This window comes from Domibacillus sp. F004, assembly GCF_057814295.1.
Window position 1 is genome coordinate 740,521 of record NZ_JBVATB010000001.1, and the last position, 12,777, is coordinate 753,297.

Here is a 12,777-nt window from a genome sequence, read left to right on the forward strand (position 1 = left end):
AAAGAGTCTGCTCAAAAGTTCGTGAAAACGGACATTTGAGCAGACTCCTTTTTTATTTCACTTTTTCAAAAAACGTCTCATCATATGCATCGAGGTAAACGTCCGCTTCAATATCGGCGTTTTGGAATGAAACCGTTTTAAGACCTGCTTTACGAGCCGGAATTAAATCAAGCGAGCGGTCGCCAATCGCCCAGTCGAGGTCGTATTTTTCATTCAAATAATGATAGGCAGCTGCATCTGGTTTACGTGGAAATCCATCATCATCAGGACTAATAATCTCATTGAAAAAGTCGATCAGCCCCCATTTTGTCAGTAATTCAATCGTTGATCCTTTCGTTCTGTGTGTGACGATGACGTTCACATCAGCTGCGGCCAAAATCTCTTTTATGCCGTCAAACGGAGGACTTCCTGCTTCAGATTGCTTATGATCCAGCTCGGTAAACAATGGACGGAAATCTTCTGAAATACGATACTGCTCAAAGGCAAGTTTCGAGTTTCTTTTCAGCCAGCGAAGTGCTTCATTCCGGTCAGTCGTCTCACCATGCGCCGCTTCATGCACCGCAATAAAACTATCGAGAATCGCTGGATATGTATCAAAAATGGTTCCATCTAAATCCCAAAGTAACTTCATATCTCTCTCAATCTCCTTTACACATCATATTTCCATTGTACACTATTTTCAGACAATAATAATATGATTGTTGACTAGATAATTCGCATAAGAAAGAAGAAATATAAATGAAGCAGAAAAAGAAATACATAAGATTAAGTTGTCGGAAAATAATTATTATTTAATGAAAGCGGTTTATAGAAGCATGAACACTTGCTATTTACATAAGAACACGATATCTCTATATAGAGAAGAAATTGTTCGATCTATACAGGGAGGATATAATGTCTAAAGTCATTGCCATTAACGCAGGAAGCTCGTCGTTAAAATTTCAGTTGTTTAACATGCCTCAAGAAACAGTATTAACAAAAGGATTGGTGGAACGAATCGGTTTGCCGGATTCTATTTTTTCGATGTCGAATCCCGATGGTTCAATTGAGAGAGAAGCAACAAATATTCCGGATCATGCGGTCGCCGTTCAAATGCTGCTAAGTAAATTAGTGTCTAATGGCATTGTCGCATCTCTTGATGAAATTGATGGCATCGGCCACCGTGTCGTGCATGGTGGAGAAGCATTTAATGATTCGGTGTTAATGGATGAGGCGACACTAACGCAAATTGAAGAATTATCTGACCTTGCGCCGCTGCACAATCCGGCCAATGTAACGGGTATTCGTGCTTTTCAAAAAGCATTGCCAAACGTACCGTCTATTGCAGTATTTGATACAGCATTCCATCAAACAATGCCGGAGAAATCCTTTTTATACAGCTTGCCGTATGAATACTATACAAAGTATGGGATCCGCAAATACGGTTTCCATGGGACGTCACATAAATATGTAGCGGAGCGTGCGGCACAGCTGCTAGGCCGGCCGCTTGAGCATTTGCGTTTAATTTCATGCCACCTTGGCAATGGCGCGAGTATTGCGGCGATCGAGGGCGGTAAATCAATCGATACATCAATGGGCTTTACACCGCTTGCAGGCGTACCAATGGGCACACGTTCAGGAAATATTGATCCCGCTTTAATGCCATTCATTATGGAGAAAACGGGGCAAACGGCCGATGAAGTGCTAGATATATTAAACAAAAAAAGCGGCATGCTTGGCATTTCCGGTTTATCGAGCGACTTGCGTGATATCACGAAAGCGGCTGATGAAGGAAACGAACGGGCAGAAACAGCGCTTGAAGTATTCGCAAGCAGCATCCATAAATATATCGGCTCATACGCGGCACGGATGTCAGGTGTGGATGCTATCATTTTCACAGCCGGTATCGGTGAAAATGACATTGCCTCGCGTGCCCGTATACTCCGCGGTCTCGAATTTATGGGTGTATATTGGGATACCACCCTCAATAATGTCCGCGGACAGGAAGCGCTTATAAGCTACCCGCATTCACCCGTTAAAGTAATCGTGATTCCAACGAACGAAGAAGTGATGATCGCCCGTGATGTATTGCGGTTAACAGCGATGTGACACGGTGTCACTGCATTCTCCAAAGTGTAGGGTAATGGTTTTAATGTTATATAATAAGGAAATCAAGTCATTTGCGACCATTACCACGAATGACCCCTTAATCCTCTTTCTTGTACTTACTCAGTATAGGAAGGGGATTTTTTTAATGGTCAGAAAAACAAAAATTCAGCACAAACTGACGGTTGAAAAGGCAAGGGATATTGTTATTCGAATTAAGCAGATGGATGGTTTATCTGAACATACGATAACGAATTATCATAAATTGTTTAACGATTTTGAACGCTGTTTTGCAAAAAACAAGTACATGGAAAACTTTACAGTTGAAGATGCAAGAAGGTTTATTGAGTGGCAACTAACTGAAAAACAGCAGTTCAAAGGTGTGCGATGGGACAGGGAGAAAAAGATTGGTGTCAACAAAACATCAGCAAACTCCTATTTGAGATTAGCAAAGGCAGCATTCACTACACTAATTAATGAAGGGCATCTTGAAGAAAATCCGTTTTCTGTATTGAAAAATATCAAAATGCAAAAGAAGCAAGTGGATACGTTATCTGATGATGAACTAACTAAACTATTAAATTCACTTGATAAAAGTTGGTATGCTGATTTTCGTGCTTATGTACTTATCCATGTATTGTTGGATTCGTTCGGGAGAATAGGTGAAGTATTGGCTTTGAAGAAGCAAGATATTGATTATGAACATGGTTCTATTACATTCAATGAGACAAAAAATAGTATGTTCAGAATTGTACCTATTACAAAAAAAACTTTGAATCTTATTGAAAAATTAATAGACGAAACAACGGATTTCGAAAGTGAATATATTTTTTTAACGAATGTAGGTAATCCTTTGAGGGCCGATCCATTCAGGAAAAATCTTCATGAGATTGCAGATCGAGCAGGTCTTACAAAGCGTGTTCATCCCCATATTTTCCGTCATACGAGTAGTATGTTGTTCTTAAAAAACGGCGGCTCATTGAGAGTGTTACAGAAGATACTTGGTCATGCTGACATTCAAACTACAATGATCTATGCTCATGTACTGGATGACACAATCAAAGCGCAACATGAAAAATTTAGCCCAATTAAATATTTGAATGAAAGAAGAGTAAAGAAAACGAAAACATCACGGCAAGCGAAAAAATAGGCACGAAAAAAGAAGCCCTGTGTTACCAGCACAGGACTTCCATTTACGCAATTGCGTAGTCAAACAATATTACTAACCTAATTAGAGTGTACGATATTAATTTTAAAAATTCAAGTATCGTATGCTTATTTGACTACGCCCAAAATCAAAAAATTAAAGGGGCGTATCCATTTTGGCAAAACAAGCAATCACAATTATTTCATCTATCGAAACATATCAAAACCTCACTTCATTTAAATCGGTCAAAGAATTGAACGAAACTGTACGCAGCTATAAAGAAAAATATTCTGCCGCTCTCTCCAAAAATCAATTAGCCGTTTTAAACTTCCTTCATCGTTACTCATGTAAATATATTGGAGTATCGTTCCTGTCTAAGTCCAATATTGCTGAGTTGCTTCAAATTAGCCGTAGAACGGTTATTAGAGTATGCCAACACCTGGAGTCACTAGGTATTATCAAACAGCTAGAAATGAAGCGTAGGAGTGACATGAGACAAACTTCAAACGCTATTATCATTCAACCTATTAATACAGAAGAAATTGATACTGGCACACAAGGCGTGACTGAAATTAGCGATAACTGTCACACCAAAAAAACAAATTCTTCTCTTAAAACAAAATCTATTAATAACAGTATACGTACAGAGAGCGTAAATCAGCATGAAATCATTGATGAAATTGTTCCTGATGTAATCAATAATAAATTCGGCAAGTATGCCCTTCAGTTTTGGAGCGTAAAACAAGTCATGGAATTTTACCGTATCGCTCTGATCAACAGTAGATCGTACTCTTTTGATAAAGCTGAGTGGATTGAGATTGCCTTAGAATCATTCAAACAGCTAATTTACAGTGTTAAACATTCATGTATCACTAATCCATTCGGCTATTTTACTGAAATCATTCGTAGGAAATTGAAAATGAATCATGTGAACAATCTGTTCGAAGAAGTGTGGTCTGGGCTGCCAGTTGGTGATTAACTTGTACACCTGTATTTGTGCTTGTTATAACTACGTATTACTTGTGTAAGTAGTAATGTAACTTGGTGTTCAGTAGGTGATAACGAGCGAAATTTATCTCCCGTTGATTTCGTAATCGTCTGTATATTTCATTTAAAATTTTATTCCTGTATGATTGGAATAATAAAGGAGGAATTTAAAGTGATACCTGAACACGAAGATGAATTAAGAAAAGAATTTTTAGGTGAAGATGGACTAGAGAAAGAATCAAATGATGATAAAAGAACATTTGAAGAAGCAGTAAAGTATACTCTTGATAACTATAATGAAACTTTGAAAGGACTAAAAGACAGATGAGTCGCAAACGTGATGTACTACAAAAAATAGTTGATTCAGTTTCAGATGAAACATTAGAAAAGGTATTTCCGAAGCTCATGAAGGTATTTGACGACTTGATTCCTATTGATAATGAAGAACTAACCGAAGAAGAAGTAGAAGCGATTAAACAAGCCGAGGAAGAATATGCTCGTGGAGAAGTTGTTACATTAGATGAATTGAAAGAGACACTAGATATACAAGATAGTGCAACGAAAAGTAAAAATGAAACGGCGACAGCGACAGAGATAGCTTATGTTTTTAAAACTGAAAAAGGATACATAGAATGCCTCAGTTGGGATACTGTTCGGTTTTGTGAGGATATTCATAAGGCAGAGAAGCGTCATGAAAATTTATATTGGCTGTTAAATATGGCTGAAATTTACCGAAAAAAATCTGGTATTGATGTCGAGGTTGTCAGATGTAAAGTAGAGCATATTTACACACAAATTGAGCCTAAATTTAAAACCATTAGAAGCGATTATTTAGAAGCCCTTCTTGAGCAAATAGAAGCAGAAAAACTAACGTATAAAGAAATTGCAAGAATATTAAGGGATATAACGAAAGAAGACAGCCGTTAAAAATGTCCATTTTCCCTATTTTACGTACATAAAAAGTGCCTTGAACCATTGATACGTAAGTATTTTCAAAGTGTGCAATAGGAATATTGATTAAAATTTAACTAATTTATTTAAAAAAGTTTTAATTATCTATTGACGTTAAATTTTATCTATGGTATATTTAATATAGATAAACGAAAGCGAGGTAAAAATTACGTGAATGGCATTGACTACTTCTTAGAGCTAAACAACATAAAGACAGGTGAACTAGCGCAGTATTTAGGAATTAAGCAGCCGCAGATCAACCTTTGGAAAGACGGCACACGCAGGATACCCGACAAACATCTATTCAGCATGATTCAATTCTTCAATGTACCTGATGATAAGACTTACCTAATAACCAACACAAATTTAACTGAAATTGATAAGTGTGAAATCAAAATCATCCATCTGAATAACACCTTAGCCGAACTAAAGGAAACCGAGCCAAAAACACCTGATGAACTATTGGAGATTCAAACAAACATCCTGAAGCATGAAAATGAGATTAAGCTTCTGAAATCACGCATCAAGCTATTGGGATTAACAGATGAGTTTTACGCCGCCATGAGAGATGCTACCTTAATGGATCAACTCAACAGTCCTGAAAAATTCCAAATGAAATTGGATATAGGGAAAGAGGCGATAGATGCTTTGATTAAAAAGCTCGATTCACTATAATCCAACACAGGTGATACCATGCACAATGACAACTGAATAAAATTAAATCAAGGAGGTGGATCAAGTGGCAATGTTTGAAGAAAAGGAAACACTAATCATTCCAGTAGAGTTGATTGAAGCATATAGAGAAGCTGGTCTTATTTAGCTTGCTTATTTTTTGCACATTTAGTTAAAATTTAACTTGATTATCTGATTAAATTATAATACGATAAAAGAGTAGTAAAAAAAGACAAAAAAAATAAACCATTCAATATGGTTCAAAAATTGGAGGAACTTATTCATGACAACTAACACACTATCGGCATTGGCGGCAGTTAAAAAAACAGAAGTATTATTCACACTAAAGGTTTCAACTGTCCCCGTGAATGTGAGTATGGAAGCACTATTAAATAGTGAATTAATGCTTGAGTTAGAATCCGATCACAATGACATTGAAAACGTATCAGGTGATGTTCTGCCGTACCAAATTATCGGATTTGATATTGAAATTGACCTAGAATGCAATCTTGCTCACATCTACTACTCTTGTCTTGCTCAAAATGAAAACGAACACGATGTTATTGAAAAATTCAATTCAGAATCAATCCAAAATAAACCTTATTCATTGCTCAATGAAAATGGACAAGTTATTTTACTATCAGCAATGATCAGCGAGATTGCAGATGTTATGAATACTGAGCATTGCTGACATAACTAGGTAATTAGGAAATTAGGTTTAAGATGTCGGAAATCTTGAACCTGTACTCATTATAAGACCATCAATAATCTTGGTCAATGACAAAGAATTTACAGTCAAAATGGACAAGCAGTAATGGGGCGGCACGAAATGGTTTTGTCCCATTTAAAGATAAAATTGGAGTTTTATTGTGATTTTGTAAAAATAAAACCCTTATATACCAACGTTTTTGGAGTGTCGAAAATATAGAAAATGAAATTAAAACTGGAGGCAATTAAATAATGAGAAACAAATTCGTAAGTGAAGTAGTCACGATTGATAAAGTGAAAAGTTGGAAGTCAGGACAGGTGGTAACGATTGAAGCAGGTACGGGCGCAGGTAAATCACATTTCATTAAAACTCACCTGTACGCACATGCGGAAAAGAATAATAAGAAGATTCTCATGCTGATACATAGAACAAATTGTGTTGATCAGTTCAGACGAGAAATGAAGAAAGCAAAAAAATTAGATGCCATTGACATTAAAACTTATCAATCCATTGAAGAAAAATATAAAAACAATGAAACATTCGACTTTTCACCGTATGAATATATCGTTTCAGATGAATTTCACTACTGGATGAGTGATGCACCATTTAATAAGTACACCGATATTTCACTCAATGCCATTCTTGAACAAGAAAACATCACGAGAATCTTTATGAGTGCAACAGGTGACAGTATGAAGCGTTACATCAATGCCATCAAAAAAGTTAAATCAGAGGATTATGTGGTTGATAGCAACTACAATCACGTTAAGTCACTTGGTTTCTACAATAATGATGAAAAAGTAGAGAAGCTGCTCCAACAGGCAGTAGATGGAAATAAGAAGACAATCGTATTCATTCAATCAGCAACAAAGGCATTTGATTTGTACAAGAAATTCAAAGATCATGCAATGTTCGTTTGCAGTACATCCAATGATAAATTTTATCCTCACGTTGATAAAGATAAAGTAGCTGAAATGCTTGATAAGGAACGCTTTGAAGATTTAATCCTGATCACCACTACTTGTCTTGATGCAGGTGTGAACCTTAAAGATGATGATTTAAGACATGTCATCTGCGATGTAAAAGACATTGGAACATTAATTCAATGTATCGGCCGCAAACGAATTATGAAGGACACTGACTACATTCACCTGTGTATCAAGATAATAACCAATCAGCAATTAGGTGGTATGCAGACTCAAATTGACAAGCGTTTGGAAATGGCTGAATTTCTTAGAAGTCATACAGTTGAAGAGTATATTAAAAAGTTCCCTAGAGAATACGATCAGTGGAACATTGTTTACGATGAATACATAGACGGTGAATCAGACAAAGCAACTAAGAAGGTAAACGACTTGATGTACCTAAAATGTAAAATTGACCGCAATGAAATGGATGCCATGAAGCTTCTTAAAGAGTTTGGCTACTGCAAGTATTTAGCGAGATTATTTGAACGCTATGACGGCATGAATAATTATTATGACTACTACGTTGTTGATGTGGAGGAAAAAAAGATGAATCTGAATGAACATTTGGATAGTGTCATTGGTGAAAAATTATCCAAAGTAGAACAACAGGAATTGATTAATAAAATTGATTTAAAAGTGAATGGTAGACAGCAAAAGAGTTATAAGAAACTGAATGAAGGACTAGAGATGATTAATTTACCTTATATTATTCTTCCTAAGAAAAGTGGAAGTGTACGTTATTGGATAGTTGAAAAAATAGACATTTAACATTATTGGGACAAACATGATGTAAAGCACTATAAAGAGGTTATCACCAATTTTGTCCCAAATAATGAAAAGTTTAATTACACATAGAAGAATAAAGAAGAAAAGGATACGCACATGAAGGGGTGAATTGTGTAGCGTAGCGAAACAAGAGGGGAAACTGTGTGCAGGTATTTAGCTTTCCCGCACTTGGAAAGGTAAATAGTTGGTTTCAGTTTCCCTTAATCTCTTGACCTTAATGTTTTGATTTATACATATACGATTATTAATTATTACTCTACGAGGTAGCAGATGATGAGATCGCTACGCTTTTCTCACATCTGGTTCGACAGCACACTGTCTCACATCATCTTTTATTTACATATTGGATGAATCACAAATTAAAAAAATATCTGGAGGAATTATAAATTATGAAAAATCAAACTAATAACAAACCTGTATACATTATGTCTTTGGAAGCAAGTGTAATTCATGAGCATGAATCAAGAGGTAATCTCATCAAGAGGGAGTTTCTTGGTATGATTCCGTATTCATTAGAGTTGATGAAGTTGAAAGAAGTTGGATTGAAGAATATTAAATCACAGCGTCAACCAAACAAAGACCTATCCATTGATGTGATTAATGTCAAATTCAATACAAAAGTCAAAAGTGGCGATTACATTTTAGGTGTCTTGAATGAGAAGATTGATAAAGTAGAAGATAAATTAGCTGTATGTGATTTGAATGATAAGGATGCAGTCAAGAAGTTAATTGATGAGTTACTGGCTGCTCTATCGAAATACAAAGCATTCAAAGAACAATTAGAAACTGAATCAGGTGCGGCCAAGTGGAATGAAGTATCCAGTGATGAATTGCGTGAGAATTTATATGCAAATGGATTCACGATTACAGATGTGGATTATGATACAGGTGAGATTAAATCATCAACTGATTATATGGTGTACAAGCGTTCATCATCTAAATCACGCACAGGCCAATGTCTATTCATTAAGAAGTCATTGTACAAGAAGATGATTAAGTGGTCACGTATGGGATTGCCATTTAAGAAAGGGAAGAAAGTTGATCTTGCTTCATTATTAGCGTATGAATCATTAGTTGGCTCATCATTGGAAAGCACGATTCAAATTCATCCAAATAACATCCTCATGGTTGATGATTTAGACAGCAAATTCAATCAGGTGTGTAGCGTAGTGAGAAAAGGCAAGGATAGATTACTAGACAGCTTCAAGGAAGAAGTTGAAGTGAGCAATTCATTGTTTGATGGAGAAGCATTACTTGAATCATCTTACTTTCCAGAAGGTAAATCAATGATGTTACTGCGGCAACACATGTTTAAATCAGCCGCATTCAATACAAACATTCAGGCATTCTTAATGGATAACTGCCCTGAAGGAATTAATTATGATGAATGGGAAATTGAAGATATGTTTGGTCAAAAGATGCTTGCTAAAGACATTCACATGATTACCACTCCTTCATCCGTAAAATCATTGAAATTTGCACATGTATTCACAGATGTAGAAGAAGCTGATCGTAAAAAGCACATGTTTAATTACTGGAAGCAATTAGTTGAATCAGAGGGCGCAGTATTCGGTGTCTGTAAGAATGAGAAGAAATCGAAGCGTGGCATTGATGAAATGGGTAACATCTTACAGCAAACATCGTATCAGATGTTGAACAGTATGCCATTAACAAGTGATGAAATTGCTGATTTGAGCGCATATGAGCAAGCATACATCGAGAAATTAAAGAACGATGATGATACATATGTGAATTATCTTCTTGAAACAGCAACGGCAATGAATAGTAATAAAATGTTGGCTGCCATCTATAAACAAAACAATGGTTTCGCATATTCTCAAGTATTTCGTGATCAACGTAAATCAGATATTAATAAATACGTGACTCATGTGAAGAAAGGCAAGCTACGTCTAAATGGTGATTATGCCGTACTTTTAGGCAATCCAGTGGAGTTTTTGTATCATGCAATCGGTAAGCTGAACGATGATCTTACAGTTGATAAAGAGAATGTACAGGTGTTGAAAGACAATGAAGTATACACATCGTTGTTTAATTGGGAAACTGAATTAGTTGGTTTCCGTAATCCGCATACGTCACCTTCAAATGTATTGGTTGCTAAGAATACATTTAATGAGGAAATCGCAAAGTATTTCAATCTTAGTGCTAATATCGTTGTTGTGAATGCGATTGATTTTCCGATACTTGATAAATTATCAGGTGCAGATTATGACAGTGATACGGCATTATTCTTGGATACACCTGAACTGGTCGCCGTTGCGAAAGAAAGATGCGCTAAATATCGAGTATGTATCAATAAGGTTAAAAGTGATGCTACTCCTTATGTGTTAAGCAATGAGGATATGGCTAAAATTGATAATTCACTTAGTATGAGTCAACGGTACATTGGGCGCATTGTGAACATGGGACAAGAAGTAATGTCTCTGTATTGGGATAAATTGAATAACGGAGCGAAAGAAGAAGATATTGAAAACCTAATGAAGAAAGTGGATGTGGCTACTGTATTATCAGGCATCGCTATTGATATGGCTAAGAAGACGGCTGCCATTGATATGCAAGAAGAAATCAATCATGTGGTGAACAATTACACATTGAACACGATTGAAGTAGATAAAGTAGATAAAAATGGTGAGGTAGTGAAGGACAAAGAAGGAAAAGTGGAGAAAAAGGTGATTCATACAAAGCCAATGTTCTTCAATTACATCAGTGAAAGTAAAACCATTAAAGAACGTGTCTCATACTACGAAACACCGATGGATCACCTGTTTAAAGCAATGAGTAATCTTGATCCTGCGGAGAAACGTGAAAACATTGAGTTTCAAACATTCTTGGAGAAAGTACCAACAAGAAATGCAAATAGCAAACAGAAAGAAGCAGTTGAAGCATTGATTGAGGAAATGAATAATGAATTAAAGTTTGCCGCTAGAATCAAGGATGAAGAAGAACGGGACATTAAGAGTCAGAATATTATTGATTCTTATAATGAGAAGGTTTTAAAAAAGAAAATAAAGCCTGATACTATGTACATCATCTTAAAGGACTTGGGAGAAGCGACAGGCAATCTCAAGCTGCTAAATGCTTTGTATGTGAATCATGAGGATGTATTCTTAAAAACATTCAAAAAAGCATGAAAAAGTCCGCAAAAAGTCCGCACATATACTGGAAACCCTTGACACATAAGGGTTTCTATGTACATCGAAGGTTACCTTATGGAAGAGAATGAGATTCTTGACCAACTTTCATTATTTAACCTCCAGTTTATGATGAATCGGCAGTCAGGTGATTGCCCTTTTTTCATTTAACATTTTAATGGAGAGGTGTGAGAAAGAATGAGCAAACAGGAACGAGAAAATTTATTTATCTTAAAGTACAAAAAAGGAATTAAAAATACTGAATTAGCAGAAGCCATTGGCGTGTCAAATGCAATGATCAGTATTTTCTTCAATAATAAAGCATCAATGGGCAAAGATAAGGTTGATAAATTAGTTGAATTTATACATAGCAAATAAGTACAACTGGAGAGGAAGAATGAATGAAAGTGTAAGTTTTAATGTTTTTATTTTTTTATTTAAAAAAGATTAAAGTATCTCAACTAAATATTATCAGGTCAATGGAAAAATGTCAATGGTAGTTACAATATCTCCATTAATGGGCGGCGCATGAGACACCGACATGGATTACTAAAAATAATCTGAGGGAGATGAAAAAGTATGAATGAAGAAGTATGGATAGACACAGTTGGTTAATTTTTTTTATTGGTCAAAGTTAGAGAAAGTCAAACTACATAAAGAAATAAAAATAATACATAGTCAGAAATACATATTGAACGAAAATAAACTGGAGGAATAAATCATGAAAAACGAATTGAGTAAACAAGAATTGAGTAGATTGTCACCTGTGCCTGGATTTAGTAATTACCGTTGCGATGTGGGAAATGGACGAGTGTATAGTCTCATCAGTAATAAATGGATGACGACTAAGGTGAATGCTGATGGCTATTGTCTATTGCATTTGAAGAATGACGAAGGGAAGCTAGAACACAGATACTTACATTGGATTGTATTTGATTCGATGTGGGGGCAAAAAATGCTATACAGCAAGACAGGTTATCAAGTCAATCACATAAACCGTGATGGTTCAGATAATCGTATTGAAAATTTAGAGTTGCTTAATAAACCGTCTGAGCAATTTACGGATGATGTTAAAGATGATATGCGTAAGAAAGTTTATTTGACAGATAAGCAAAAGGAATGGATTGTTAATCAATTTTATTTATACATAGAGTTAAAAGCTGAAAATGGTGAGAGAATTAATAAGATGGATTTCTATAATGAAATGGCTGATAAGTTTGGATGCTGCTCAAAGACGGTACAGAAATTGATTTTGAGAAAGATTGCTTGATGAATAGAATACATACATAATGTTGCCGATCAGGGAGATGTGACTTCCGAGTC

12 protein-coding genes are annotated in these 12,777 nt (G+C 35.7%); 11 read left to right on the top strand and 1 reads right to left on the bottom strand.

Features of this window, described 5'->3' with window-relative positions; all coding sequences use genetic code 11:
• Window positions 1-52: 52 nt before the first annotated feature.
• Window positions 53-631, bottom strand: a complete 579-nt coding sequence (locus ACZYRN_RS03975; RefSeq protein ID WP_488910183.1) for an HAD hydrolase-like protein — start codon at window positions 629-631, stop codon at window positions 53-55.
• A 263-nt stretch (window positions 632-894) separates the two neighbouring features.
• Here ACZYRN_RS03975 and ACZYRN_RS03980 point away from each other — a divergent pair, with 263 nt between their 5' ends.
• The 11 genes from ACZYRN_RS03980 (at window position 895) to ACZYRN_RS04030 (ending at window position 12,724) form a co-directional block, all read left to right on the top strand.
• On the top strand, window positions 895-2,088 hold the full coding sequence (locus ACZYRN_RS03980; RefSeq protein ID WP_488910184.1) for an acetate kinase: 1,194 nt from the start codon (window positions 895-897) through the stop codon (window positions 2,086-2,088).
• Window positions 2,089-2,233: 145 nt separating this feature from the next.
• Window positions 2,234-3,235, top strand: coding sequence for a tyrosine-type recombinase/integrase (locus ACZYRN_RS03985; protein WP_488910185.1), 1,002 nt, complete (start codon window positions 2,234-2,236; stop codon window positions 3,233-3,235).
• Window positions 3,236-3,407: 172 nt separating this feature from the next.
• On the top strand, window positions 3,408-4,211 hold the full coding sequence (locus ACZYRN_RS03990; RefSeq protein ID WP_488910186.1) for a helix-turn-helix domain-containing protein: 804 nt from the start codon (window positions 3,408-3,410) through the stop codon (window positions 4,209-4,211).
• A 180-nt stretch (window positions 4,212-4,391) separates the two neighbouring features.
• Entirely contained in the window at window positions 4,392-4,547 is a 156-nt protein-coding gene (locus tag ACZYRN_RS03995) for a hypothetical protein (RefSeq protein WP_488910187.1), read from the top strand.
• Entirely contained in the window at window positions 4,544-5,146 is a 603-nt protein-coding gene (locus ACZYRN_RS04000) for a hypothetical protein (RefSeq protein ID WP_488910188.1), read from the top strand. Before ACZYRN_RS03995 ends, ACZYRN_RS04000 begins: the two co-directional genes overlap by 4 nt.
• A gap of 195 nt (window positions 5,147-5,341) precedes the next feature.
• On the top strand, window positions 5,342-5,845 hold the full coding sequence (locus ACZYRN_RS04005; protein WP_488910189.1) for a hypothetical protein: 504 nt from the start codon (window positions 5,342-5,344) through the stop codon (window positions 5,843-5,845).
• Window positions 5,846-6,125: 280 nt separating this feature from the next.
• Window positions 6,126-6,533 carry a hypothetical protein gene (locus tag ACZYRN_RS04010; protein ID WP_488910190.1) on the top strand — a complete coding sequence of 136 codons (408 nt, stop codon included), beginning with the start codon at window positions 6,126-6,128 and terminating at the stop codon, window positions 6,531-6,533.
• A 269-nt stretch (window positions 6,534-6,802) separates the two neighbouring features.
• The gene (locus ACZYRN_RS04015) at window positions 6,803-8,287 is read left to right on the top strand and encodes a DEAD/DEAH box helicase family protein (protein ID WP_488910191.1); all 1,485 of its coding nucleotides are present in this window, start codon (window positions 6,803-6,805) and stop codon (window positions 8,285-8,287) included.
• Window positions 8,288-8,694: 407 nt separating this feature from the next.
• Complete coding sequence (locus ACZYRN_RS04020; protein ID WP_488910192.1) at window positions 8,695-11,454, top strand: hypothetical protein; 2,760 nt, start codon at window positions 8,695-8,697, stop codon at window positions 11,452-11,454.
• A 198-nt stretch (window positions 11,455-11,652) separates the two neighbouring features.
• On the top strand, window positions 11,653-11,832 hold the full coding sequence (locus tag ACZYRN_RS04025; RefSeq protein ID WP_488910193.1) for a helix-turn-helix domain-containing protein: 180 nt from the start codon (window positions 11,653-11,655) through the stop codon (window positions 11,830-11,832).
• A gap of 343 nt (window positions 11,833-12,175) precedes the next feature.
• Window positions 12,176-12,724, top strand: coding sequence for an HNH endonuclease (locus ACZYRN_RS04030; RefSeq protein ID WP_488910194.1), 549 nt, complete (start codon window positions 12,176-12,178; stop codon window positions 12,722-12,724).
• The last annotated feature ends 53 nt before the right edge of the window (window positions 12,725-12,777 follow it).